Annotated in this window: 22 protein-coding genes; 9 read left to right on the forward strand and 13 right to left on the reverse strand. The window is 67.4% G+C overall.

Going from position 1 to position 23655, the window contains the following annotated elements; translation table 11 throughout:
• Nucleotides 1-21: 21 nt before the first annotated feature.
• Entirely contained in the window at nt 22-966 is a 945-nt protein-coding gene (gene mepA / locus AC3RCC_RS25315; RefSeq protein WP_291633524.1) for a penicillin-insensitive murein endopeptidase, read from the reverse strand.
• Between the two features lie 188 nt (nt 967-1154).
• Between mepA and AC3RCC_RS25320 the strand changes: the two genes are divergently transcribed.
• Entirely contained in the window at nt 1155-1325 is a 171-nt protein-coding gene (locus AC3RCC_RS25320; protein WP_291633522.1) for a DUF3309 family protein, read from the forward strand.
• 174 nt (nt 1326-1499) lie between these two features.
• Here AC3RCC_RS25320 and lhpI read toward each other — a convergent pair whose 3' ends face one another.
• The 6 genes from lhpI to rpsA all read right to left on the reverse strand — a co-directional run bounded on the left by lhpI (nt 1500) and on the right by rpsA (nt 7436).
• Nucleotides 1500-2444 (reverse strand): bifunctional Delta(1)-pyrroline-2-carboxylate/Delta(1)-piperideine-2-carboxylate reductase, encoded by a 945-nt coding sequence (lhpI, locus tag AC3RCC_RS25325; RefSeq protein WP_492256981.1) that lies wholly within the window; start codon nt 2442-2444, stop codon nt 1500-1502.
• A gap of 8 nt (nt 2445-2452) precedes the next feature.
• Nucleotides 2453-2788 carry a lipopolysaccharide assembly protein LapA domain-containing protein gene (locus tag AC3RCC_RS25330; RefSeq protein WP_291633518.1) on the reverse strand — a complete coding sequence of 112 codons (336 nt, stop codon included), beginning with the start codon at nt 2786-2788 and terminating at the stop codon, nt 2453-2455.
• A 23-nt stretch (nt 2789-2811) separates the two neighbouring features.
• Nucleotides 2812-3096 (reverse strand): integration host factor subunit beta, encoded by a 285-nt coding sequence (gene ihfB / locus AC3RCC_RS25335; RefSeq protein ID WP_291633516.1) that lies wholly within the window; start codon nt 3094-3096, stop codon nt 2812-2814.
• A gap of 28 nt (nt 3097-3124) precedes the next feature.
• Nucleotides 3125-4093 (reverse strand): signal peptide peptidase SppA, encoded by a 969-nt coding sequence (sppA, locus tag AC3RCC_RS25340; protein ID WP_492256982.1) that lies wholly within the window; start codon nt 4091-4093, stop codon nt 3125-3127.
• Nucleotides 4094-4184: 91 nt separating this feature from the next.
• On the reverse strand, nt 4185-5474 hold the full coding sequence (locus AC3RCC_RS25345; protein WP_291633512.1) for an Hsp70 family protein: 1290 nt from the start codon (nt 5472-5474) through the stop codon (nt 4185-4187).
• 255 nt (nt 5475-5729) lie between these two features.
• Nucleotides 5730-7436 carry a 30S ribosomal protein S1 gene (gene rpsA, locus AC3RCC_RS25350; protein ID WP_291633510.1) on the reverse strand — a complete coding sequence of 569 codons (1707 nt, stop codon included), beginning with the start codon at nt 7434-7436 and terminating at the stop codon, nt 5730-5732.
• A gap of 524 nt (nt 7437-7960) precedes the next feature.
• Between rpsA and AC3RCC_RS25355 the strand changes: the two genes are divergently transcribed.
• The 4 genes from AC3RCC_RS25355 to AC3RCC_RS25370 all read left to right on the forward strand — a co-directional run bounded on the left by AC3RCC_RS25355 (nt 7961) and on the right by AC3RCC_RS25370 (nt 11532).
• Nucleotides 7961-8473, forward strand: coding sequence for a c-type cytochrome (locus AC3RCC_RS25355; RefSeq protein ID WP_492256983.1), 513 nt, complete (start codon nt 7961-7963; stop codon nt 8471-8473).
• 126 nt (nt 8474-8599) lie between these two features.
• Entirely contained in the window at nt 8600-9607 is a 1008-nt protein-coding gene (locus tag AC3RCC_RS25360; protein WP_492256984.1) for an LLM class flavin-dependent oxidoreductase, read from the forward strand.
• A 265-nt stretch (nt 9608-9872) separates the two neighbouring features.
• Nucleotides 9873-10430, forward strand: a complete 558-nt coding sequence (locus AC3RCC_RS25365) for a LemA family protein (RefSeq protein ID WP_492256985.1) — start codon at nt 9873-9875, stop codon at nt 10428-10430.
• 28 nt (nt 10431-10458) lie between these two features.
• Nucleotides 10459-11532, forward strand: coding sequence for a M48 family metallopeptidase (locus AC3RCC_RS25370; protein WP_492256986.1), 1074 nt, complete (start codon nt 10459-10461; stop codon nt 11530-11532).
• A gap of 14 nt (nt 11533-11546) precedes the next feature.
• On the opposite strand, the gene AC3RCC_RS25375 is transcribed toward AC3RCC_RS25370, so the two are convergent.
• Nucleotides 11547-12155, reverse strand: a complete 609-nt coding sequence (locus AC3RCC_RS25375) for a 2-hydroxychromene-2-carboxylate isomerase (protein WP_291646285.1) — start codon at nt 12153-12155, stop codon at nt 11547-11549.
• A 264-nt stretch (nt 12156-12419) separates the two neighbouring features.
• Here AC3RCC_RS25375 and AC3RCC_RS25380 point away from each other — a divergent pair, with 264 nt between their 5' ends.
• The gene (locus AC3RCC_RS25380) at nt 12420-13652 is read left to right on the forward strand and encodes an argininosuccinate synthase (RefSeq protein WP_291646284.1); all 1233 of its coding nucleotides are present in this window, start codon (nt 12420-12422) and stop codon (nt 13650-13652) included.
• Between the two features lie 117 nt (nt 13653-13769).
• Here the strand turns inward: AC3RCC_RS25380 and AC3RCC_RS25385 are convergent, their stop codons facing one another.
• Together AC3RCC_RS25385 and AC3RCC_RS25390 are read right to left on the reverse strand one after the other, a co-directional pair.
• Nucleotides 13770-15971 carry an esterase-like activity of phytase family protein gene (locus AC3RCC_RS25385; protein ID WP_492256987.1) on the reverse strand — a complete coding sequence of 734 codons (2202 nt, stop codon included), beginning with the start codon at nt 15969-15971 and terminating at the stop codon, nt 13770-13772.
• 139 nt (nt 15972-16110) lie between these two features.
• The gene (locus tag AC3RCC_RS25390; RefSeq protein WP_492256988.1) at nt 16111-16533 is read right to left on the reverse strand and encodes a hypothetical protein; all 423 of its coding nucleotides are present in this window, start codon (nt 16531-16533) and stop codon (nt 16111-16113) included.
• A 134-nt stretch (nt 16534-16667) separates the two neighbouring features.
• Between AC3RCC_RS25390 and AC3RCC_RS25395 the strand changes: the two genes are divergently transcribed.
• Both AC3RCC_RS25395 and AC3RCC_RS25400 read left to right on the forward strand, forming a co-directional pair.
• Nucleotides 16668-17477: a helix-turn-helix domain-containing protein gene (locus tag AC3RCC_RS25395; protein ID WP_492256989.1), complete on the forward strand. Its 810-nt coding sequence runs from the start codon at nt 16668-16670 to the stop codon at nt 17475-17477.
• 89 nt (nt 17478-17566) lie between these two features.
• Nucleotides 17567-17758, forward strand: a complete 192-nt coding sequence (locus AC3RCC_RS25400; RefSeq protein ID WP_291633489.1) for a CsbD family protein — start codon at nt 17567-17569, stop codon at nt 17756-17758.
• A gap of 117 nt (nt 17759-17875) precedes the next feature.
• Here the strand turns inward: AC3RCC_RS25400 and dnaJ are convergent, their stop codons facing one another.
• Both dnaJ and dnaK read right to left on the reverse strand, forming a co-directional pair.
• The gene (gene dnaJ / locus AC3RCC_RS25405; RefSeq protein ID WP_291633487.1) at nt 17876-19006 is read right to left on the reverse strand and encodes a molecular chaperone DnaJ; all 1131 of its coding nucleotides are present in this window, start codon (nt 19004-19006) and stop codon (nt 17876-17878) included.
• A 130-nt stretch (nt 19007-19136) separates the two neighbouring features.
• Nucleotides 19137-21062 (reverse strand): molecular chaperone DnaK, encoded by a 1926-nt coding sequence (gene dnaK, locus AC3RCC_RS25410; RefSeq protein ID WP_291633484.1) that lies wholly within the window; start codon nt 21060-21062, stop codon nt 19137-19139.
• Between the two features lie 447 nt (nt 21063-21509).
• Between dnaK and AC3RCC_RS25415 the strand changes: the two genes are divergently transcribed.
• Entirely contained in the window at nt 21510-22406 is an 897-nt protein-coding gene (locus AC3RCC_RS25415; RefSeq protein ID WP_492256990.1) for a hypothetical protein, read from the forward strand.
• A gap of 203 nt (nt 22407-22609) precedes the next feature.
• Here AC3RCC_RS25415 and AC3RCC_RS25420 read toward each other — a convergent pair whose 3' ends face one another.
• The gene (locus tag AC3RCC_RS25420; RefSeq protein WP_492256991.1) at nt 22610-23596 is read right to left on the reverse strand and encodes a methylated-DNA--[protein]-cysteine S-methyltransferase; all 987 of its coding nucleotides are present in this window, start codon (nt 23594-23596) and stop codon (nt 22610-22612) included.
• Between the last annotated feature and the right edge of the window lie 59 nt (nt 23597-23655).

Below are 23655 nucleotides of genomic sequence, written 5' to 3' on the forward strand. Positions count from 1 at the left end.
AAGTGGAGTCTTCCGGCGGCCTCAGCGCGAGACCAGCACCTGCCGGCACTCCTGCGGGAGCGCATCGAGCGACATGGGCGGCTTGGGCTTCGGCTTCGGGCCGGGCTTCGGCTTGGGCGGGTTGAATATCGCCTTGTGCTGACGCTCGATCCAGCCGGCGAGCTCCTCGCCGCAACCATCACCGAAATTCGGCGGCTCCTGGCCGGCGCAACCTTCGACGCCCGGCGGGCAGCTCATCCTGATGTGGAAGTGGTAATTGTGCCCCCAGATCGGCCTGACCTTGTTGAGCCAGCTCCGGTCCGAGCCGGCCTCGCGGCAGAGCGCGACCTTCAGCGCCGGATTGACGAAGATGCGCTCGACCCGCGGCTCGCTGGCCGCCGCCTTGATCAGCCTCGTATGCGCCGGCGTCCAGTTCTTCGGATCGACGTCGCGCCAGTCGGCCCGGGCCATGTTGACCGCCGGCATGTTCTCGCGGTCGTCGGCATCGAGACGCTTCCTCGGCATCGGCGTCAGCCAGATATCGGCGTCGAGGCCGATCTGGTGCGATGCATGGCCGGTCAGCATCGGCCCGCCACGGGCCTGCGAGATGTCGCCGACCAGCAGCCCGGCCCAGCCGGTGAGCTTCGGCACCTCGCGCGCGAAGCTTTCGAGATAGTCGATCAGCTCCGGGTGGCCCCAATTACGGTTGCGGGCCCGGCGCATCACCTGCCAGCTCTCGCCATCAGGGGCCAACGCCTTGCCTCCCGCGAGGCAGCCACGCGCATAGGAACCGATGGCGCGAGCCTTCATCGCCGCAGCCGGGGTGGTCTTCTGGCCAAAATGGGCGCGGGCGGCATCGGGGAAAGCGGCGATATTGGCGGCGCGGCGTCTGGCCTCGTCCTCAGCGGTGGACTGGGCGCGCGCCGCCCCCGCCAGCAAGGCGAGCGGCAGCAGAATCAGGAGGACGATACGAGAGGAGCGTGACATCGGCGCAGACTCGCAAGCTCCGTGAGGAAAGGTCAAGCGCGCCGCTTGCAGCCAGGCGCTGCCGAGGACCAAGGCCCCGGTGCCCCGCCCTCGCACCGGAAACGGAACCTCCTCCGCGCGCCTGACGTTCTTCGACTGCGCTCCCGTCGCATGGCGACGGTGCCGCGCTGATCCGAAGGAGGCGCATCATGTCCACCGTCCTGATCATCGTCTTGCTGATCGTCCTGCTCGGCGGCGGGTATTACGGCCATCGCAGCTATGGCGGCGCCGGCCTCGGCGGCGTCCTCGGCCTGGTGCTGGCGATCGTCGTCGTGCTCTGGCTGCTCGGAGCGCTCGGCGGCGCACCGGTGCGCGTCTAGATCACCGCGCGCCCGTTCGGACGCGGTCACGGGAATCTATCTCAGTGTTATCGCGTCGGAGTTTTCCGAAAAGCGGAGTCCATTTTTCGGTCCGATGCTATAGGCGTCGGCGCCCGACGCTCACGGAAGGCGTAGCCCGCCTTCCGCCGCTAGCCCGGCAAGCCGGACAGGCGTTCAGTTGGCGAGCTGCCAGACCAGGATGGCTGCTGCCAGATCCTCAAGCGCCGTCCCCACCGACTTGAACAGGGTGACGTCGTCGCGCTCGGCGGCGGTCTCGTATTCGCCGCGGCAGAGCCCGGTCAGCGTGCCGGCGACCTGCTCGGCCCGATAGGCGCCGGCCTTGATCGCGACGGCGACATCGCCGCCTTCATGCAGGGCCGCCTCGGTATCGATGAAGACATGGGCGCGCTGCAGCGCCTCGTCATCGGCCTCGCGCATCGCCATGTTGAAGGCGCCGACCAGATCGAGATGAGCGGTGCGCTTCAGCCAGCGCCCCTGGACGATCGGCTCGCGCGACAGCGTGGCGCAGGAGATCAGATCGGCCTGGCGCGCCTCGGCCTCGAGATCCTCGGCGACGCGCGCCGCGATGCCATCCGCAGCCAGTTCGGCGACGACCTCGGCCGCGGCTTCCGGCCGGCGGGCCCAGATCGCGACGTCCTCGAAATTGCGGACGCTGCGATGCGCCTTGACCAGGAAGGGCGACAGCGCGCCGGCCCCGACCATCAGCATGCGCTTGCTGTCCGGTCGCTCCAGCATGCGCGAGGCGAGCGCCGAGGCGGCGGCGGTGCGCCACAAGGTCAGGCGCGTGCCGTCGAGCGCCGCCAGCGGCTTGCCGGTGGCGCCGTCCATCAGGAGATAGGTGCCCATCACGCTGGGCAGGCCCTTGCTGGCATTGCCGGGATAGACCGTCGCGACCTTGGTGCCGAGATAGGCCGGGGAGATCTCGGGCCCGGTCCAGGCTGGCATCAGCAGGAGCGTACCGGTCGCGTCCGGGCGCGCGACTTCATGATGATGCCGGACGGGGGTGACGATATCGCCGCGAAAGGCCGCGCCCAGGGCATCGACGAGCGCAGGAAAGGTGAGCAGGCCGTCGATCTCGGCGGCGGAAAAGAATCGCATAGGAAGAATCAGACTCGGCTGGTCAGCGCAGGCAGCGCGGAATCGGGAACGGCGGCGCGCAATGATTGCGCCTCGCCGCGCAACTTCTCGGCCTCGCGCCGGTTGACGCGGGCCGCCTTGCGGTGCTTGCCCTGCGTCAGCCAGGAGGCGCAGCCGCCGATCAGCACGCCGAGGGCTATGGCGGCCAGGATCACGGCAAAGAGCGGCACGTCGAAGGCCAGAACCGGCAGGTCCCGGCTGATCGGATCGAAGGAGACGCGAACCGGCGCGCGGTTCGCGACCGAGAACAGGACGATCAGCAGCGCCACCGGGACGAGCACGAGCGCCTTGAAGAAAGCCTTCATTCGGTAACCTCCGCTCGTGCCGCTCAGGCCTTGCCGTTCAGCCGCAGGCGCAGCTCCTTGCCGGTCTTGAAGACCGGAACGAGCTTCTGGTCGACCTCGACGGAATCGCCGGTGCGCGGGTTGCGGCCGACCCTGGCCTCGCGCTGCTTGGTCGAGAAGGCGCCGAAGCCGCGCAGCTCGACCCGGTCACCGCGCGCCAGCGCCTTGACGATCTCGTCGAGGATCGAGCCGACGATATTCTCAATGTCGCGCTGATACAAATGGGTGTTGCGCTCGGCAATGCGCTGGACGAGTTCAGATTTTATCATGGCGCCAATATAACCGCTTGTAAGATCGTCATTTTTCGCCGGCAGGCTGCCAGAGCGCCAAGGGCGCGTCAAGCCGCAGGCCGGTGGGCTGCTCCGCGGCCCGGGCGATCAGCACGGCCAGGCTCTCCAGCCCCGCCGCGCGCGCCAGCGCCTCGCCCGCGCTCCAGATTCCGAAGGAGGAGCTCTCGCTGCGGCGGCGCCAATCGCGCACCGGCAAGGACTTGCCGACGCCCTTCTCGCGCTCGAGCCAGGCGATGGCCTCGCCTTCACCGCCGATCTCGTCGATCAGCTTGAGCCCGACCGCCTGGCGGCCAGAATGGACCCGGCCATCGGAGACCGCGGCGAGCTCGGGATCGTTCAGATGGCGGCGGTCGCGCACCAGCCGCTTGAACCAGTCGTAATTATCCTCGACCACGCGGCGGAGTGCGGCGATCGCCTCCGGCGAAGCCGGTTCGAAGGCATTGGGCGCCGCCTTGAGCGGGCTCGATTTCACCTCCTCGACCTTGACGCCGATCGTGTCCATCAGCTTGGCGAGGTTGGGGAACTGGAAGAGCACGCCGATCGAGCCGACGAGCGAGGTCTGGCGGGCGACGATGCGGTCGCTGCCGAGCGCGACGATGTAGCCGCCGGACGCGGCGAGCCCGTCGACCACGGCGACCACCGGCTTCTTGGCGGCGAGCTTGCGCACCGCCTCATGCACCGCTTCCGAGCCGGTCGTGGTGCCACCGGGGCTGTCGATCCGCAGCATCACCGCGCTGGCGCGGCTGTCCTCCAGCGATTTGAGCAGGTCGAGGGTGCGCCTATCGCCGGAGATGAAGCCGGAAATGGTGACGCGGGCGATATGGGCCTGAGCGGTGCTGCCGGGCAGGCGCCCGCTCCAGGCGAGCGCGGCGCCGACGAGCATGACGACGACCCCCGCCAGCGCCAGCAGGCGCCAGAGCGACAGCTTGCGTCTCAGGCTGCGGCGGTCGGCGAGCAGATCGGCGTCAGTCGACATGTCGGCGGCTCCGGTAGGCAAGGCCAGTGGTTTAGCCGCGCCATGGCAGGCGGGCAAGGCGGCAAATGCCGCATGGCGGCCAAGGATCGGTTCAGGCGGCGATCTCGGCCCGGTGCCGGTCGAGCGCATACAGGGCGAGCCCGCTCGCCACCGAGCGGAAGGCATCGCCGATATGGATGCGCTGCGCCCCGAAGCGCCGGTCGAACAGCGCCCTGACCGCGGGGACATGCGAGGTGCCACCGGTCATGAACACCGCCTCGATGCTTCCGGCCTCGATGCCGGCCTTGGCCAGCGCCTCGTCGAGTGCCTGCTCGATCGCCGCGACATCCTCGGCGATCCAGCCCTCGAAGGCGGCACGCGTCACGCTGCGATCGATCTCGACACCCATCTGGCTGAAGCTCAGCCGCGTTTCGTCCTGGCTCGACAGCGCGATCTTGGTGGCGGAGACGGCGCGGTAGAGCTCGTAGCCGAGATCGTATTCGATCACCGTCATCAGATCCTCGAGCCGGCCCGGCTCGACCGCGTCACGGATCAGGGCCTTGAGCTCGGCCATGGTCTCGCGGCTCTTCATCAGCGAGAGCCGGTGCCATTGCGCGAAGGCGGCGTGATAGTGCGCCGGAATCGGCAGGCGCTTGCCGAAAGACAGATAATCCGTGCCCTTGCCGAGGCGTGGCGACACCGCATGCTCGATGATGCGATAGTCGAAGGTGTCACCGGCGACGCCGACACCGGAATGCGAGAGCGGGATCGCCTCGAGGCGCCCCGTTCCGCCGGGCTCGAAGCGCATCACCGAGAAGTCGCTGGTGCCGCCGCCGAAATCGGCGACCAGCATGGTCTGCGCCTGCTTCAGCTCGCGCGCATACCAATAGGCGGCGCCGAGGGGCTCGAAGGCGAAGTCGACGCGCGGCATGCCGGCCTTGGCATAGGCGCCCGAAAGCCGGCCGAGCGCCAGCTCCTCGTCCGGGCGCTCGCCGGCGAAGACCACAGGGCGGCCGGAGATCAGCGGGCGCTCGGCGAGTCCGTCGAGCCCGGCCGAGAGATCGCTCAGGAAGACCGCGATCAGGTCCTCGAGCTTGAAGAGCTTGCCGAAGAGCCGGGTCTCCTGGAAGGCGCGGCTGGAGAGATGGGTCTTCAGCGACTGCAGGAAGCGGTGCTCGGTCGTCATGCCGAGCGCCATGTCGAGCGCGTCGGGACCGCTGACATGGGCGACATGGGTGTTGGGCGGCCGCCCCTCGCGCCAGAACATCAGCGCTGAGCGATAAGCGTCGACCGCGCCCTGCTTTGTCGCGAAGCTGCGGGTCGAGACGCTGCCATCGGCGCGCGCGAGGGCGACCACGCTGTTGGTGGTGCCGAAATCGATGCCGATCGCCGCGTGGTCCATTCCTACATTCCTTCTGCGCGGAGCCACCGCTGTCTTTCCGGGGCTTTGCGTAAGCAAAGAGCCTGGAACCCATGAACACCCCGCCAGTCGACAGGGCTCGTCGTCACAGCAAACCCGGCAGCCGCCGTGTTCATGGGTTCCAGGCTCGCGGCTACGCCGCGCCCCGGAAATACGCGAACGGCCGAAACAAAAGCCCGCGCGGATCTCTCCGCGCGGGCCGGTGGTCTGGTCAGGCCGCGAGACGCGGCCCGAGGATCACTTCTTGTCGGTATTGGCCTTCTTGAGGGCCGCGCCGAGGATGTCGCCGAGCGAAGCACCCGAGTCGGCCGAACCGTACTGGGCCATCGCCTCCTTCTCCTCGGCCATTTCCAGGGCCTTGATCGAGACCTGGATCTTGCGGGCCTTCTTGTCGAAGAGGATGACGCGGGCGTCGACCTTCTCGCCGGCGGCGAAGCGCTCAGGGCGCTGCTCGGCACGATCACGCGCGATTTCGGCGCGCTTGATGAAGGTGGTCATGTCCGTGCCGGCGATCTTGACGTCGAGACCGCCTTCCTTGACGTCGATGACCTCGCAGGTCACGACCTGGCCCTTCTTGAACTCACCGGCATCCACGAAGGGATCGCCGCCGAGCTGCTTCAGGCCGAGCGAGATACGCTCCTTCTCGACGTCGACATCGAGAACGACAGCCTGGAGCATGTCGCCCTTCTTGTACTCCTCGATCACCTGCTCGCCCGGACGGTTCCAGTCCAGGTCCGACAGATGGATCATGCCGTCGATGTCGCCTTCCAGGCCCAGGAACAGGCCGAACTCGGTCTTGTTCTTGACCTCGCCCTCGACCACCGAACCGGACGGATGCTGCTCGGCGAAGACCTCCCACGGATTGCGGAGGGTCTGCTTGAGGCCGAGCGAGATGCGGCGCTTGACCTGGTCGACCTCGAGGATCGCGACGTCGACTTCCTGGGAGGTCGAGACGATCTTGCCGGGGTGGACGTTCTTCTTGGTCCAGGACATCTCGGAGACGTGGATGAGGCCTTCGATGCCCGGCTCCACTTCGACGAACGCGCCGTAGTCCGTGATGTTGGTGACGCGGCCCTTGAGGCGCGCACCGACCGGGTAGCGCGCCGCGATGCCATCCCACGGATCGGCCAGCAGCTGCTTGATACCGAGCGAGATGCGGTGCGTCTCCTGGTTGATCTTGATGATCTTGACCTTGACCGACTGGCCGATGGTCACGACCTCGGACGGATGGTTGACGCGGCGCCAGGCCATGTCGGTGACATGGAGCAGGCCGTCAATGCCGCCGAGATCGACGAACGCACCGTATTCGGTGATGTTCTTGACGACGCCGTCGATGACCTGGCCCTCTTCGAGCGAGGCGACGAGCTCGGAGCGAGCCTCGGCGCGGGTCTCTTCGAGGACGGTGCGGCGCGAGACGACGATGTTGCCGCGGCGACGATCCATCTTGAGGATCTCGAAGGGCTGCGGCTGACCCATCAGCGGGCCGACGTCGCGGATCGGGCGGATGTCGACCTGCGAACGCGGCAGGAAGGCGACGGCGCCGTCGAGATCGACGGTGTAGCCACCCTTGACCGTGTTGAAGATGTTGCCCATGACCTTCTCACGGGCCTCGAACGCCTTCTCGAGCTTGACCCAGCTCTCTTCACGGCGGGCCTTGTCGCGCGAGATGACGGCTTCGCCGAGCGCGTTCTCGATCCGGTCGAGATAGACCTCGACTTCGTCGCCGACCTTCAGCTCCTGGTCGCGGCCAGGGCCGGTGAATTCCTTCAGGGCGACGCGACCTTCGGTCTTCAGACCGACGTCGATGATCGCCATGTCCTTCTCAATGGCAACGACCTTGCCCTTGATGACGGTACCTTCGAGGGCCTCGTTCCGGGTGAACGATTCCTCGAGCAGAGCGGCGAAATCCTCGCGGCCCGCGTGATAGCTTTCGACAGCTGACATAAGTGCTCCTGAATGCCGGCCGCGTATCCCGCGGATGTCCGGCTGGGCGCCGATTGGGTTGGTGTTGCGATCCGGATCGAACCGCGCGGTGCTCCGCTCACGGAGCTTGCCGACCTTTTCAAGGACGGCGGCGCCTGGCCGCAGGGGCCGATCCGCATCCAAGAGGCCGCGCCAAACGCAAAACGGGAGCTGGCCGGTTCGACCGCCCCCGGCTGTGATCGATCACGGCCCTTCGGACGAGCCGGATTTAGTCGATCCCTGGTCTCGGGACAAGAGCCGACAGGGCCTTTCAGCCCGGAAAAACCGCATCGCGGCGGCGAATCCCCCTTGCCGACCCGAGGTACCCCGTTCGGATCAGGCCGCCCGCTTGCCGCTAGGTCATCCGCATGTCAATAAACCGGCCTTGACGCGCGGCTCGCCAGCCGCCCGCCACTGCCGCCCGTCGTCGCGAATACTGCTCTGAGCTCGCCATCCGTCGTGATCGGCCGCGCCCCTTGCGTGCGCCAGACCAGGAGTCATCGTCGATGCACAGCCCCCTCCCCCGTCTCGCCTTCCTCGCCGCCGCCCTGTTCGCAGCAGCGACCAGCGCCAGTGCCGACAGCGCACCGCCGAAAGAAAGGGTCCAGCGCGGCGAATACCTCGCCGGAATCATGGATTGCGGCGGCTGCCATACGCCCGGCGTCTTCCTCGGCAAGCCGGACAAGGCGCGCAGCTTCGCCGGCTCCGAGGTCGGCTTCCAGATTCCCGGGCTCGGCACCTTCTACCCACCCAATCTGACGCCCGACCCGGAGACCGGTCTCGGCAAATGGAGCGAGCTCGACATCATCAAGGCCGTGCGCACCGGCGTCAGGCCCGACGGGCGGGTGCTGTCGCCGGCCATGCCCTATGAAAGCTACCGCAAGCTGAACGATACCGATGCGCTCGCGCTCGCGACCTATTTCAAGAGCCTGAAGCCGGTGAAGAACGCGGTTCCTGCGCCCGCCGGGCCGAGCGAGAAGCCGAGCGCGCCCTATCTCGCGGTCGTCTCGCCGCAATAGGGCGCAGCGCCGCCCCTCACCGGGAGCCGGTCGCTCATGCGTGCCCGCGCCCTTGCACGGGCGCGCCGCGGAGCCAATCTGCAGAGCGAATGCCGGCTGGCCCGGCGCGCTCAAGGGATCGGCCGCATGCTTCCCCTCTCCATCCTCGACCTCGCCTTCATCACCGAAGGCGCGACGGCAGCCGACGCGCTGCACAACAGCCGCGATCTCGCCCGTCATGCCGAAAAACTCGGCTACACCCGCTTCTGGCTGGCCGAGCACCACAACATGACCGGCATCGCCAGCGCCGCGACCTCGGTCGCGATCGGCTATGTCGCCGAGGGTACCTCGACGATCCGCGTCGGCGCCGGCGGCATCATGCTCCCCAACCATTCGCCGCTGGTGATCGCCGAGCAGTTCGGCACGCTGGAGGCGCTCTATCCCGGCCGCATCGATCTCGGCCTCGGCCGGGCGCCCGGTACCGACCAACGCACCTGGCGGGCGTTGCGGCGCGAGGCCGACTCGGCCGAGCGCTTCCCGCAGGACGTGCTCGAGCTGCAGGCTCTGCTCGGCCCGCTCCAGCCCGACCAGGTGATCCAGGCGGTCCCCGGCACCGACAGCAATGTGCCGCTCTGGATCCTCGGCTCGAGCCTGTTCGGCTCGCAGCTCGCAGCGATGCTCGGCCTGCCCTACGCCTTCGCCTCGCATTTCTCGCCGGACGCGCTGATGGACGCGCTCGCCGTCTATCGCGAGCGTTTCCAGCCCTCGGCCCAGCTCGACAAGCCCCATGCCATGGTCGGCTGCAATGTCGTCGTCGCCGAGACCGATGCCGAGGCGCGATACCTGTTCACCTCCGTGCAGCAGCGCTTCGCCGACATGCTGCGCGGCAAGCGCGGCCTGTTGGCGAAGCCGATCGACGATATCGAGAGCTACTGGTCCGGCCCTGAGAAGGCGCAGGCCCAGCGCATGCTCGCCTGCTCCTTCGTCGGCTCGCGCACGACCGTGCAGGCGCAGCTGCAGGCCTTCGTCGAGAAGACCAGGGCGGACGAGCTGATCGTCGCCTCGGCGGTCTTCGATCACGCGGCCCGCAAGCGCTCCTATGAGATGCTCGCAGAAATCCAGCCCGCGCTCGGCCCGGCGATGGCCCAGGCCTAGATCGCCGCGCGTCCGTTCGGGCGCAGTCATGGCGATCTATCTTATTGTTATAGCATCTATTTTTTCCGAAAAGTGGATTCCGCTTTTCGGTCCGATGCTATAGCCTCGGCAGGATGGGCGCGCCCTGGCTACCGGCCGACCACGCGGCGGGCGAAACCTCGCCAGACACCGACAATGCGCTGCCGGTGAATTCGGCCGGCTGCTTCCCCTGCATCGGCCTTCATGCGAGGTTGCGCCAGTTTCGCCGGCGCCGGAGGAGAACGCCATGGGTTGGGCCGTCCTGGGACTGATCGTCGTCGTCGTGATCTATCTGCTCATGACCTATAACGGGCTCGTGGCGATGCGGCAGCGCGTCAACCAGGCCTTCGCCGACATCGACGTGCAGCTGAAGCAGCGGCATGACCTGATTCCCAATCTGGTCGAGACCGTGAAGGGCTATGCCAGCCACGAGAAGGAAACCTTCGACGCCGTCATCAAGGCCCGTAACCAGGCCCAGGCCGCGGCCGGCCCGCATGACCAGGCCGTGGCCGAACAACAGCTCACCGGCGCCGTCGGCCGGCTGCTCGCGCTCGGCGAGGCCTATCCCGACCTGAAGGCGAGCGCGAACTTCCAGCAGCTCCAGCAGGATCTCGGCAATGTCGAGGACAAGCTGGCCGCGGCGCGGCGCTTCTTCAACAATGCCGTCAGCGAGTTCAACACCGCGATCCAGGCCTTCCCGGCGGTGTTCTTCGCGCCGCAGATGGGCTTCACCCCGCGCGAGTTCTTCGATGTCGGCGAGCAGACCAGGGCACAGATCGAAGTCGCCCCGAGCGTGAAGTTCTGACGAGGCGCGCGAGCGCGGAGCCGCTGTGATGCCGGGGGAAGCTTTCGGGCTCTACACCCACCAGCGCAACAACCGGATCAGGTCGAATTTCCTGCTCGTCGGGCTGTTCCTGCTGGTCTACCTGACCGTCTGGGGCCTGCTGCTGGTCGCCTACGGCTATGGCGGCGTGCCGCGCGGCCGCAGCGCCTTCAGCGAAGCGGGACGAACCTTCCTGTCCTGGCTGCCGGTGATCACGCTCGCCACGGCCGCCTGGATCTTCATCGGCTTCCGGATCAATGTCGCGCTGATCGGCGCGGTGTCCGGCGCCAGTGGGATCAGCCGCGAGGAGAATCCCAAGCTCTACCGGATGCTTGAGAACCTCTGCATCTCGCGCGGCATGGTGACGCCGAAGCTCGCGATCATCCAGAGCGACGCGCTCAACGCCTTCGCCAGCGGCGTCAACGACAAGCAGTTCACGGTGACGCTGACCACCGGGCTGATCGAGCAGCTCAACGATGCCGAGCTCGAAGCGGTAATCGCCCATGAGCTCACCCATATCCGCAATGGCGACGTCCGGCTGATGGTGATCGCGATCGTCATCGCCGGCGTGATCTCCTTCGTAGGCGAGGTGATGTTCCGCGGCCTCACCCGGCGCAGCATCCGCTATTCCTCCTCGTCCTCCGACGACAAGAAGGGCGGCGGCATCGCGATCCTGATCGGCATCGCCGTGATCGCGATCTCCTGGTTCCTGGCGATCGTGGTCCGGCTATCGCTGTCCCGGGCGCGCGAATATCTCGCCGATGCCGGCGCGGTCGAGCTCACCAAGAATCCGGACGCGATGATCTCGGCCCTGCTCAAGATCTCCGGCCGCGCCGATATCGAGGGTGTGCCGTCGGGGGTGATGGACATGTGCTTCGAGAACGACCCCGATGATTTCGCCGATCTGTTCTCGACCCATCCTTCGGTGACCAAGCGGGTGCAGGCGCTGGTGCAGACGGCCGGCGGTCGCATGCCGCTCGAGGCGCCGCTCGGCCCGCCCAAAGTCGCCGAGCGCCAGCCTCTGCCGGAAATCGCCGAGACCTCGGCCGCTCACGGGCCGTGGAGCCGCAAGCCGCCGGGTTGAAGCCCCGCCTCGGCTCAGCGGCCGTCCTTCGCCCAGGTCAGCGCTTCCTCGAGCCGGTCGTCGCCCCAGAACAATTCACCGTCTTCGGTGACGAAGGTCGGCGCGCCGAAAATGCCCAGCGATTTCGCCAGCTCGGTCTCGGCCTTCAGCCGGCCCTTGACCTCCTCGCTGCGTGCCAGCGGGAAGGCGAGCGAGGGATCGGCGCCGGCAGCACGCAGCGCGGCGGTCAAGACCGCCTCCTCGGCGATGTTGCGCCCCTCGCAGAACTCGGCCCGGAACAGCGCCCTGGTGAAGCCCGGCAGCCAACCGGCATCGCGGCCGGCAAGTGCCAGCCTCGCAGCGACCAGCGAGTTCTGCGGAAAAGCCTCCGGCTTGACGATGCTGAGCCCGGCTCGGCCGGCGCGGCGCGCCACATCGCGCCACATATAGCGGCCCTTGCTGGGGTAGAGGTTGAAGGGTGAGCTGTTCCAGCCCTGCGCCGCGAAGATCGGCGCGAGCAGGAAGGGGCGCCAGCGTAGATCGACCCCGGCAGCCTCGGCCGCGGCCTCGATCCTGAGGGCAGTCAGACAGGAATAGGTCGAGGCGAACTCGAACCAGAAATCCAGAACAGGACGTTTCGTCATCAGCCCCCCCGGCGGTCCGAAGCCGGTCCGCCACATCCACCACGGCGCGGGCGGCACGCCCGTCGATCATCATGCCGGTCCCCCGGCCCGGACCGGCCGGAGCCGATCCATCACCGGAAGACGCCACATCGATCAGAAGGTTCCGATTGCGTCGCCCGTAGCCCTGCGATAGTGCGCCCTTACGTCCGAAATGCGGCCGCCGCGGCCGCATCCGTCTCTCAGGCATGAGCGTGTCTCATGCAGCCTCAGCAGGAAGATCAGCCGATGGCCGAAAAGCGCGTGAACAAGGTCGTACTCGCCTATTCCGGCGGCCTCGACACCTCGATCATCCTGAAATGGCTGCAGACCACCTATAATTGCGAGGTCGTGACCTTCACCGCCGATCTCGGCCAGGGCGAGGAGCTCGGACCGGCGCGCGACAAGGCGCTGCTGCTCGGCATCAAGCCCGAGAACATCTTCATCGAGGACCTGCGCGAGGAATTCGTGCGCGACTACGTCTTCCCGATGTTCCGCGCCAACGCCGCCTATGAGGGCGTCTATCTGCTCGGCACCTCGATCGCCCGGCCGCTGATTGGCAAGAAGCTGATCGAGATCGCCGAGAAGGTCGGTGCCGACGCCGTCTCGCATGGCGCCACCGGCAAGGGCAACGACCAGGTCCGTTTCGAGCTGACCGCCTATGCGCTGAAGCCCGACGTGCATGTGATCGCGCCCTGGCGCGAATGGGACCTGCGCTCGCGCGAGCAGCTGATCGCCTTCGCCGAGCAGCACCAGATTCCGATCGCCAAGGACAAGCGCGGCGAGGCGCCGTTCTCGGTCGACGCCAACCTGCTGCACGCCTCCTCGGAGGGCAAGGTGCTGGAGGACCCGGCCGTCGAAGTGCCGGACTACGTCTATTCGCGCACGATTTCGCCGGAGGACGCGCCCGACAAGCCGACCGTGATCACCATCGATTTCGAGCAGGGCGACGCGGTCGCGATCGACGGCCAGAAGCTCTCGCCGGCGACGCTCCTGGCCAGGCTCAACGAGCTCGGTCGCGACAATGGCATCGGCCGGCTCGACCTGGTCGAGAACCGCTTCGTCGGCATGAAGAGCCGCGGCATGTACGAAACGCCCGGCGGCACGATCCTGCTCTCGGCGCACCGCGCCATCGAGTCGATCACGCTCGACCGCGGCGCCGCCCATCTCAAGGACCAGCTCATGCCGCAATATGCCGAGCTGATCTATAACGGCTTCTGGTTCTCGCCGGAGCGCGAGATGCTGCAGGCGCTGATCGACAAGAGCCAGGAATTCGTCACAGGCCAGGTGCGCCTCAAGCTCTACAAGGGCGGCGTCCACGTCATCGGCCGCTCCAGCCCGTATTCGCTCTACGACCAGGACCTCGTCACCTTCGAGGAAGGCGCCGTCGCCTATGACCACCGCGACGCGGCGGGCTTCATCAAGCTGAACGCGCTGCGCCTGCGCACGCTCGGCCAGCGCAAGAAGAAGCTCGGCCTCTGAGACAGAGCACTACACAGGCGTCATTCCGGCTGGAGCGAGGCGACACGCCGGAATGACGAGCCAAGATGCATTGGAGCCGGCGAGTGTCCTCGCCGGCTTTTTCGTTTTCCGGTCAGCTTACTTCGCGACCTTCCCGAGGGTGAAGAACTGGGTCTCGCCGGAGGAGTCGTCGACGCCGTCATTATCGGTGACGACGAAGAGCTCACCGGCCTTGTCGAGCGCCATGCCCTCGACCTTGTCGAGCCCGTAGCCGCCGCGCTTCATCAGCTCCGGCGTCAGGTCGCGCAGCAGCGTCTTCTCGACCGTCGGGATGTCGGAAGCGCCGAGCGGCGCCGGCTTCATCCCCCTCACCGAGAAGCTCTGCAGCGTCTTCACCGCCCCGGCACCGAACTGGTTGTCACGCTCGATCACAGCGAAGCGGTCCGCGCCGAGATAGGTCAGCTCCGAAAGCCCCATCCAGGCGCCGGCAGCCGGCGCGCTCAGCGGATAGTGCAGCACGCCCCAGCTCTTGTCGGCGGGCCTGTAGCTCAGGATCTTGGCCTTGCCCTTGGGATCATCCTTCCATTCGCGCTGCACGGCGAGCCAGACGGTTTCGTCCGCGCCCGTGCCGGTGACGGCAACGCCCTCGAGGCCGAAGCGCGTGGCCTGCTTCTCCAGCGCCTCCGGCAGGAAGATTTCCTCCTCGACCTCGCCCTTGGCGGAAACGCGCAGCAGGATGTTCTTCGTCGGCTTCTCCTTGTGCTCGGGATTGCCTTCCGAGGCGAGCCAGAAGCCGCCGGCCGGGCGGGTCGCAATGCCCTCGATATCGTAGGCCGCGGGCTTGCCTTCCTTGCCGAGCGTCAGCGCGCCGGTGATCGTCGCCGGCTTCGCCGTCGCGTCGATTTCGAGGATGCGGGAGGGCGAATAGGCGCTGTCGGTGACGGCGAAGAGCCGGCCGTTCAGGCTCGGATGGGCCGCGAGACCCGAGAGCGCCCCCCAGCCGAGCGGCACGCCACCGACATCGGCGGACTGGATGGTCGGATAGGCGGCCGGGGCCGCGCTGCGCTCGTAGATCGTCACCGCCGAGCGCGGCCCGCCCTTGGCACCGAGATCGGCCTCGGAGGCCGAGACGAAGAGGTTGCGCTGCGGGATGGCGAGCAGGCCCTCGGGAGCGATCCCGCCCGGCAGCGCCTGGAGATAGCGCGGGGCACGGCCAGCGCCCTCGTCCTTGAAGACGAGCACGAGGGAGGCCCGCTCCAGCCCGACGAAGATCAGCCGGTCCTCGCCATAGGTTCCGACCTCGATGCCCTCGGGCTCGCTGCCCTTGGCCGCCGAGCGGCGCTCCGGATAGTGTCCGAGCCTGATGGCGATATGGTCGACCAGTGCGCCGGAATCGAACTCGACCGTGCCGTCCTTGCGGAAGATGGTGAAGCCGCGCGAGCCGCCCTTCCAGTCGCCCTCATTGGCGGTGACGAAGCGGTCATTGTCGAGCCAGCGCACGGCATCGGGCTCGCGCGCCACCCCTTTCAGCTCCTCGACCGGGCTGATCTGGCCGTCGCGGGTCTTGTCGATGCTCTTCAGATCGACCGCACCGGCCGGGAAATGGGCAACGAGCTTGCCGGTCCCGGTGTCGACGATGGCGAGGTGGTTGTTCTCCTGCAGCGTCACCACGGCGAGCCCGTCCTGGTTGACGTCGACGAATTCGGGCTCGGGGTCGGTTGGCTCGACGGCGGTGATGCCGGTGAGGTCGACGATTTGCTTCGAGGCACAATCAGCTTCGCCGTCCTTGAGGCCGATCAGGGTGAGGTTGCCGGCCGGAAGCTGCGGCAGCGCGCCCTTGTCCAGTTTCTCGTCACGCTCGTTCTCGATGGCGATGACGATCTTGCGCTTGTCCTTGCTCAGCGCGATCGAATCCGGCTGGCCGCCGAGCTCGCATTTCGCCGTGACCTGCTTCGTCTTCAGGTCGATGGTCGCGAGATGCCCGGTCGGTTCCTTGAAATTGTCGCCGGAGGTGACGATCGCGGCGAAGGCCCGGTCACCGAGGACGACCACCGAGGTCGGCTCGCCTTCGACGGACACGAAGCCCGCCGGCTTCGGCGCGCTGGCGGCGGCGATGTCGATCAGGCCGATGCCCTTCTGCTCGGCATCGGTATAGGCGAGCAGCGTGCCGGCCTCGTTGGCGGCGATGATCTCGGCGACGGTCTTCTGCTTGGGGTCGCGGCCGGCGGGGAGATTGCTGGGCACGGAGAAGGTCGCGATACGGTTGAACATCGGTTCTGCCAGAGCCGTACCGCCGAGCAGGACGGTCGCGAGGGCAGCGAAGGCGAGCGGTTTGCGCATCGGACGGGTCCTGTTCCGCAAGGCTTGAGAGAACGGCGGACCCTCCGGCTAGTCAGTGCGGGCAACAGTTTCGTGACAGCTGAAACGAGATCGCCCCGCTTCCGGCTCGCCGGAAGCGGGGCGATCTCTGCCGGGGCATTCAAAGCCGGAGGGCAGCGGTCTCAACCTCGACCGGCGTCGACTTTTTGAGCCCGATCACCTCCAGCTCGGTGACGACCGCGACCACCGCGGCCTGAGCCAGGACGAAGGCGATACCGAGCGCGGTCGGCTGAAACCAGCCGGAGACCAGGGTCAGGATGCTGTCGGCGACCCAGAGGATGTTGATGCCGATCACCGCATGGATGGCGAGCCGCGGCAGACGCACCCGACTGGCGAGGAAGGCGAGCACCGCGGCGCAGGGCAGCAGCACGAGCCCGGCGCCGCGCAGGAACTCGGCCGGGAAGCCGAGCAGGCCGGCAAGCGCTCCGGCTCCGAAACTGAGCAGCAGGCCGGTGGCGGCACAGGCGGCGGCATCGAGGGCGAGAACGTTGCGCAGGAAGCTGGAGGACTGGATGTAGGCCATGGCTGTTCTCCGGTTTGGCCGCCGTTGCGGGCGGCGCCGTTGCTGATGGAGGCCATGCTGACGGATGCCCGGAGGTCGGTCGATTAAGCCAGAGGTAATTGGAAGCCGGTCCGACCGGCGCTAGCTTGCCCCACATGAACCAGCACCAGAAACCTACGGTCGGGCATCTCATCCGCGACTGGCGCCAGCTCCGCCGGCTCAGCCAGCTCGACCTCGCCCTCGAGGCCGAGATCTCCCAGAAGCATCTCAGCTTCATCGAAAGCGGCCGCTCGGCGCCGAGCCGGGACATGGTCCTGCACCTCGCCGAAAATCTCGGCGTGCCCCTGCGTGAGCGCAACGCGCTCCTGCTCGCAGCCGGCTATGCGCCGGTCTATCTCGAACGCTCGCTCGAGGATCCCGGCCTGCAGGCGGCCCGCAGTGCGATCGACCTTTTGCTGAAGGGGCACGAGCCCTATCCGGCGCTGGCGGTCGACCGGCACTGGACGCTGCTCGCCGCCAACGCCGCGGTGGCGCCGCTGCTCGCAGGCGTGACCGAAGCGGAGCTGCTGCGTCCGCCGGTCAATGTGCTGAGGCTCAGCCTGCATCCCGGCGGCCTCGCACCGGCGATCGTCAACTTCGCCGAATGGCGCAGCCATCTGATCGCCCGGCTGCGCCAGCAGATTCGCGCCACCGCCGACCCGGCGCTCGCCGAACTGCTGGCGGAGCTGTTGAGCTATCCGACGCCGGAAGCTCCCGCGCGCAAGGGCAAGGCCGGCGAAGACAGCGAGCCGCCGGTGGTCGTGCCGCTGCAAATGCGCTTCGGCGACAGCATCCTCTCCTTGATCTCGGCGACGACTGTGTTCGGCACGCCGGTCGACGTCACCTTGTCGGAACTCGCGCTCGAAACCTTCTTCCCGGCCGATCAGGCGACGGCGGAAGCACTGAGGGCGATAGCCGGCTCGTAGCGCGCAGCGTGCCGGGAACCTTCCTCGCGCCCGGCCGTTCATTGGGCATCGCCGCTGCGGCGGCACATGTTCGAGCGAGGAAACGACCGATGGGCAGCACCGCCGACAAGATCAAGGGCATGGCCAACGAGGCCGCCGGCAACATCAAGCAGGCCGCCGGCAAGGCGCTGAACAAGCCCGGCCTCGAGGCCGAGGGCTTCGCGCAGGAGCGCAAGGGCGAGGCCCAGCAAGCCGTCGGCAAGGCCAAGGATGCGGTCAAGAAAGTGATCGACAAGGCCTGATCATCGCATCAGGTCCCGATCAAGAAGCGGGCGCCGAAAGGTGCCCGCTTTTTCGTGTCCAGATCATTCCGGCCACAGCGACGCGTAGGCCCGGAATGGGGCTACCAGCAGGGCGCCTCAGGCGGCGCCGCCGAGGCCGCCGAGGAAGTCCTTGACGCGGCCGAAGAAGCCGGCGCTTTCCGGATGGGTCGCGCCGGAGCTCTCGCGCTCGAATTCGAGCAGCAATTCGCGCTGACGGGCGGTGAGCTTCTGCGGCGTCTCGACCAGGACCTGGATGTAGAGGTCGCCGAAATCGCGCGAGCGCAACACGCTCATGCCCTTGCCCTTGAGACGGAACTGCTTGCCGGTCTGCGTCCCCTCCGGGATCTTCACCCTGGCCTTCTCGCCGTTCAGCGTCGGCACCTCGATCTCGCCGCCGAGCGCCGCCGAGGTCAGGCCGATCGGCACGCGACAGAACAGGTCGGCTCCGTCGCGCTGGAAGATGGCGTGCGGCTTGATCGAGAGGAAAATGTAGAGATCCCCAGCCGGACCGCCGCGCAGGCCGGCCTCTCCCTCGCCGGCGAGGCGGATGCGTGTGCCGTCCTCGACACCGGCCGGGATGTTGACCGAGAGCGTGCGCTCGCGGGTGACGCGGCCGGAACCATGGCAGCCATTGCAGGGATCGTCGATGACCTCGCCACGGCCGCCGCAGGTCGGGCAGGTGCGCTCGACCGAGAAGAAGCCCTGATTGGCACGAACGCGCCCATGGCCGCCGCAGGTCGCGCATTGCCGCGATTTCGAGCCTGCCTTGGCGCCGGTGCCGGAACAGACCTCGCAGACCACCGAGGTCGGCACGCGAATGGTCGCGTTCTTGCCGGCATAGGCCTCCTCGAGGCCGACCTCGAGATTGTAGCGCAGATCGGCGCCGCGCTCGCGGGCATTGGCGCCGCGCGGACCACCTCGGCCGCGGCCGTCGCCGAAGAAGGATTCGAAGATGTCCGACATGAAGTCGGACATGTCGGCCGGGCCGCCACCGCCGCCCTGCTCGAAGGCCTGGTGGCCGTAGCGGTCATAGGCGCCGCGCTTCTGGCCGTCGGAAAGGACCTGATAGGCCTCGTTCAATTCCTTGAACTTGGTCTCGGCCGCCTTGTCGCCAGGATGCCGATCCGGATGGCACTGCATGGCGAGCTTGCGGAAGGCGCTCTTCAGCTCCGCTTCGCTGGCGGTCTTCTGCACGCCGAGAATTTCGTAATAGTCGCGCTTGGACATCAAACAGCCGCCCTTGCGCCCTCCTGCGCCTCACGACGCAGCCAGGCGAGCTTTCCCTTCACAGGCCATTCCGCGAATGCAATGGCCGGGTCAAGCCCGGCCATCACGTTCTGCGGGGCGGCGAACGCGCTCAGGCGCTCTTCTTCTTGTCGCCCTTGTCGTCGCTGACATCCTTGAAGTCGGCGTCGATGACGTCGTCCTTCTTGGCGTCGGCGTCGTCGGCAGCGCCATCGGCGGCCCCGGCCTCGGCCTGGCTGGCGGCATACATCGCCTCGCCGAGCTTCATCGAGGCCTGCATCAGCTCATTGGTCCGCGAGGCGATGGCCTCGGAATCATCGCCGGCCAGCGCCGTCTTCAGGGCGTCGAGCGCCGTCTCGATCGCGGTCTTGTCGGCGGCCGAAACCTTGTCGCCATAATCCTTCAGCGACTTTTCGGTCGAGTGCACGAGGCTCTCGCCCTGGTTCTTGGCCTCGACCAGCTCGCGGCGCTTCTTGTCCTCGGCGGCGTTGGACTCGGCGTCCTTGACCATCTTCTGGATCTCGGCCTCGGAGAGACCACCGGAAGCCTGGATGCGGATCTGCTGCTCCTTGGCGGTCGCCTTGTCCTTGGCGGTGACCGAGACGATGCCGTTGGCGTCGATGTCGAAGGTCACCTCGATCTGCGGCATGCCGCGCGGGGACGGCGGGATGCCCATCAGGTCGAACTGGCCGAGCATCTTGTTGTCGGCAGCCATCTCGCGCTCGCCCTGGAAGACCCGGATCGTCACCGCCTGCTGGTTGTCCTCGGCGGTGGAGAAGACCTGGCTCTTCTTGGTCGGGATCGTGGTGTTGCGGTCGATCAGGCGGGTGAACACGCCGCCCAGCGTCTCGATGCCGAGCGAGAGCGGAGTCACGTCGAGCAGCAGCACGTCCTTGACGTCGCCCTGCAGTACGCCGGCCTGGACCGCGGCACCGATGGCGACGACCTCGTCCGGGTTGACGCCCTTGTGGGGCTCCTTGCCGAAGAACTGCTTCACGACCTCCTGGACCTTCGGCATGCGCGTCATGCCGCCGACCAGGACGACCTCGTCGATGTCACCGGCCGAGAGGCCGGCATCCTTGAGGGCCTTGCGGCAAGGCTCGATGGTGCGCTGCACGAGATCGTCGACCAGGCTCTCGAACTTGGCGCGCGAGAGCTTGATGGCGAGGTGCTTCGGACCCGAGGCATCGGCCGTGATGTAGGGCAGGTTGATCTCGGTCTGGGCCGTGGTCGAAAGCTCGATCTTGGCCTTTTCAGCAGCCTCCTTCAGGCGCTGCAGCGCGAGCTTGTCCTTCTTCAGGTCGATGCCCTGCTCGCGCTTGAACTCGTCCGCCAGATACTCGACCAGGCGCATGTCGAAGTCCTCGCCGCCGAGGAAGGTGTCGCCATTGGTCGACTTCACCTCGAAGACGCCGTCGCCGATCTCGAGGATCGAGACGTCGAAGGTGCCGCCGCCGAGGTCGTAGACCGCGATGGTGCCGGTCGACTTCTTGTCGAGGCCATAGGCGAGCGCAGCCGCGGTCGGCTCGTTGATGATGCGCAGCACCTCGAGGCCGGCGATGCGGCCGGCATCCTTGGTGGCCTGGCGCTGGGCGTCGTTGAAATAGGCGGGAACGGTGATGACCGCCTGCGTGACCGGCTGGCCGAGATAGGCCTCCGCGGTCTCCTTCATCTTCGTCAGCGTGAAGGCGGAGATCTGCGAGGGCGAGTAATCCTTGCCGTCGGCCTCGACCCAGGCGTCGCCCGAGGGCGCCTTCTTGATCTTGTAGGGGACGAGATCGATGTCCTTCTTGGTCATCGGATCGTCGAAGGTGCGGCCGATCAGGCGCTTGATCGCGAAGAAGGTGCGCTCCGGATTGGTGACGGCCTGGCGCTTGGCCGGCTGGCCGACAAGCCGCTCGCCGTCATCGGTGATGGCGACGATCGAAGGCGTGGTGCGCGCGCCTTCCGAATTCTCGATGACCTTGGGCGTCGAGCCCTCCATCACTGCAACGCAGGAATTGGTCGTGCCGAGGTCGATGCCAATAACTTTACCCATGGAAGGGATCCCTTTCGATTTAGCAGATCGCCGGAACGCCGCGCCGTGGCGCGGCCCTCCGGCCCATGGCCCCGACCCGTCCCCACCTTCTGCGGCGAACGAATGCGGGATATCCACGTCTGGCAGGCGCTTCCGGATCCTGGGCTTGCGCCCGGGCCCGGCCATCGTCCGCCGGTTCAATAAAGCGAACCGGGAATCCGCCAAGAGCTTGGGAGCCATGGCATTCCGGTTCCGGCCGTGGCGAAAACCACCGCTTCGCGGCGTATATAGGGAGGGTGCCGCCCCCCTTGCAAGGCGCGAAGCCGGAATAAGAGCCAGCTCCCCGCCGCGCCCGGCGCGGTCTTCGTCGCCCGGCATGATTAACGCCTGGTGTTGCTCCCGCGCCCTTGCGCGCAGGGCCGTGTCATTCCATTCAGAAAGACCGTCCATCGCCGAAAAGGACCCGCCGTGACGCCGACCCGCCGCTCCGCCGCAAGCCGCATCGCCGTCACCGGCGCCGCGCTGGCCTGGTTCGGCTGCACGGCCGCGGCGCAGCCTCTGCAACTGCCCGGTGCCCAGCCGTTCAGCGCGCCCGGCACACAGCATTCACCACCGGCATCGAGCGCACCGGCGGCGCCGCGCCCGCGGACGATGCCGGCCATCAAGATCCCCGGCGAGGAATCGCTGCTCGGCAAGACGGTACGGCGCAATGGTGGGGCCGGCGAGGCCACGCTGGAAAAGACCGCGACCGGCTATGGGCTGAAGCTCCGGGCCGAGGGCTTCCAGGCCCAGAACCTGGTCGAGCCCTGCGCCATCTCCTTCGGCGACACGCCGGTGCCGCTGACCTTTCTCGGCAAGCCTGCCGGCCTGCCGCGCTACAAGCTCGAGGCCTCGGTCTGTCCGATCGTGTTCGACGTATTGGAAGGCGGCTTCCTGGTGGTCGAGCCTGCCGAGCCCTGCGTGATCGAGGCGGCCGCCTGCCGGATCGACCCCCGAGGCGTCTGGGGGCCGGATGCGCGCACGCTGGCCGCCCACGCCAAGGAGATCGAGGCCGAGCGCGGCAAGGCCGAGAACGCCGTGCGCGAAGGCTACCGGGCGCTGTCGGCCAAGGCCGAGCTTCCGGAGCAGCGCAGCATCGCCCGCGAACAGGCGGCGTTCTCCTCCGAGCGCGCCCAGATCTGCCGCGATTTCCAGAGCGAGGGCAGCCACGGCTTCTGCGGCGCCCGCATTACCGAGGGCCGTGCCGCCTCGATCCGCGCCCGGCTGGGCCTGCCCGAACCGAAGCCGGAAGCCGCCAAGCCGCGGCCGGCCACGGCGAAGCGGACAGCTCCCCCCGCGGCGGCGCCCACCCAGGCGATCCAGTAATACCGGCTGCGATTGTCACCAGCGCCGTCGTTCCGGGGCGCTGTGCAGCAGCGAGCCCGGAATGCGTGGACCTGATGGGCCGCGAATAGGACGGCCGAGAGCCGATCCTTCGGTTGTGACTTCGGTGTTCATGGGTTCCGGGCCTTCGCTGTGCGAAGTCCCGGAATGACGACGGCGCATCCACCGCGACCCTTCGTGCCTGCTCAGATCGCCTGACCGCCCGATACCTGCCCCGCCTCCCAGCCAAGGATCGCGCGCTTACGCGTCAGCCCCCAATGATAGCCGGTGAGCGCGCCGGACTTGCCGATGACGCGATGACAGGGCACGACGAAGGAGATCGGATTCTTGCCGACCGCCGCCCCGACCGCACGCGCCGCCGAGGGCTTGCCGATATGGTCGGCGACATCGCCATAGGTGGTGGCGCAACCGACCGGAATCCTCAGCAGCGTCTCCCAGACGCGCACCTCGAAATCGGTGCCGATCAACACGACACGCAACGGTGTCTGCGCCGACCAGCGCTCCGGCTCGAAGATGCGGCCCGCATAGGGCTTGGTCGCTTGTGGATCGAAGCGGTAATCGGCATGCGGCCAGCGCCGCATCATGTCGGCGAGCGCCTCGGCCCGGCCGCCGACGACCTTGCCGCCATCCTGGCCGTTCGAGATCCAGCCGAGCCCGGCGAGGCCGCGCTCGGTGACTACGATCAGAGCCTCGCCGAAGGGTGAGGGGTGGAAGCCGTAGGAGAGCCGCAAGCCCTCGCCGCCGGTCTTCCATTCGCCGGGCGACATCGCCTCATGGGTGACGAAGAGGTCGTGCAGCCGGCCGGGGCCGGAAAGCCCGACCTCGTAGCTGGTGTCCAGGATGCTGGCCGAGGAGGCCAGCAGCCCCTTGGCATTGTCGAGCGTGATCGCCTGCAGGAAGGCTTTCGGCGTCAGCCCGCACCAGCGCCGGAACAGATGATGGACATCGGTCGGCGTCGCGCCTGCGGCTTCGGCGATCTGCTCGATCGTCGGCTGCTGCCGCCAGTGCTCGGTGATATAGGCGAGGATGCGCCGCACCGTATCATAATCCGAGCCGGGCGCCGGCGCCGGAAAATCGGCCTCCGAGGGAATGGCCTCGGTTGCGCGGGCCAGTACGGCATTGGAGAGATTGATCGGTTTCATCGCAGTTCGGAAGCCGGAATGAGCATTCATCGTTCTATCCTCGCGATCTGATCTCATGTCCGCGAGGCTACTCATGCCAGCATGCCTAT

The sequence above is a fragment of the Allobosea sp. GW823-FHT01F03 genome (assembly GCF_058798075.1).

Excerpts from the sequence above, each read along its gene's own strand:
- rpsA (WP_291633510.1), bottom strand. The coding sequence starts at position 7,436 with ATGTCAGCTGTCGAAAGCTATCACGCGGGCCGCGAGGATTTCGCCGCT.
- AC3RCC_RS25395 (WP_492256989.1), top strand. The coding sequence starts at position 16,668 with ATGAACCAGCACCAGAAACCTACGGTCGGGCATCTCATCCGCGACTGG.
- mepA (WP_291633524.1), bottom strand. The coding sequence starts at position 966 with ATGTCACGCTCCTCTCGTATCGTCCTCCTGATTCTGCTGCCGCTCGCC.
- AC3RCC_RS25365 (WP_492256985.1), top strand. The coding sequence starts at position 9,873 with ATGGGTTGGGCCGTCCTGGGACTGATCGTCGTCGTCGTGATCTATCTG.
- AC3RCC_RS25390 (WP_492256988.1), bottom strand. The coding sequence starts at position 16,533 with ATGGCCTACATCCAGTCCTCCAGCTTCCTGCGCAACGTTCTCGCCCTC.
- ihfB (WP_291633516.1), bottom strand. The coding sequence starts at position 3,096 with ATGATAAAATCTGAACTCGTCCAGCGCATTGCCGAGCGCAACACCCAT.
- AC3RCC_RS25355 (WP_492256983.1), top strand. The coding sequence starts at position 7,961 with ATGCACAGCCCCCTCCCCCGTCTCGCCTTCCTCGCCGCCGCCCTGTTC.
- AC3RCC_RS25360 (WP_492256984.1), top strand. The coding sequence starts at position 8,600 with ATGCTTCCCCTCTCCATCCTCGACCTCGCCTTCATCACCGAAGGCGCG.
- AC3RCC_RS25370 (WP_492256986.1), top strand. The coding sequence starts at position 10,459 with ATGCCGGGGGAAGCTTTCGGGCTCTACACCCACCAGCGCAACAACCGG.
- lhpI (WP_492256981.1), bottom strand. The coding sequence starts at position 2,444 with ATGCGATTCTTTTCCGCCGCCGAGATCGACGGCCTGCTCACCTTTCCT.
- sppA (WP_492256982.1), bottom strand. The coding sequence starts at position 4,093 with ATGTCGACTGACGCCGATCTGCTCGCCGACCGCCGCAGCCTGAGACGC.
- AC3RCC_RS25420 (WP_492256991.1), bottom strand. The coding sequence starts at position 23,596 with ATGAATGCTCATTCCGGCTTCCGAACTGCGATGAAACCGATCAATCTC.
- AC3RCC_RS25320 (WP_291633522.1), top strand. The coding sequence starts at position 1,155 with ATGTCCACCGTCCTGATCATCGTCTTGCTGATCGTCCTGCTCGGCGGC.
- dnaK (WP_291633484.1), bottom strand. The coding sequence starts at position 21,062 with ATGGGTAAAGTTATTGGCATCGACCTCGGCACGACCAATTCCTGCGTT.
- AC3RCC_RS25385 (WP_492256987.1), bottom strand. The coding sequence starts at position 15,971 with ATGCGCAAACCGCTCGCCTTCGCTGCCCTCGCGACCGTCCTGCTCGGC.
- AC3RCC_RS25400 (WP_291633489.1), top strand. The coding sequence starts at position 17,567 with ATGGGCAGCACCGCCGACAAGATCAAGGGCATGGCCAACGAGGCCGCC.
- AC3RCC_RS25345 (WP_291633512.1), bottom strand. The coding sequence starts at position 5,474 with ATGGACCACGCGGCGATCGGCATCGATTTCGGCACCACCAACAGCGTG.
- AC3RCC_RS25380 (WP_291646284.1), top strand. The coding sequence starts at position 12,420 with ATGGCCGAAAAGCGCGTGAACAAGGTCGTACTCGCCTATTCCGGCGGC.
- AC3RCC_RS25330 (WP_291633518.1), bottom strand. The coding sequence starts at position 2,788 with ATGAAGGCTTTCTTCAAGGCGCTCGTGCTCGTCCCGGTGGCGCTGCTG.
- dnaJ (WP_291633487.1), bottom strand. The coding sequence starts at position 19,006 with ATGTCCAAGCGCGACTATTACGAAATTCTCGGCGTGCAGAAGACCGCC.
- AC3RCC_RS25375 (WP_291646285.1), bottom strand. The coding sequence starts at position 12,155 with ATGACGAAACGTCCTGTTCTGGATTTCTGGTTCGAGTTCGCCTCGACC.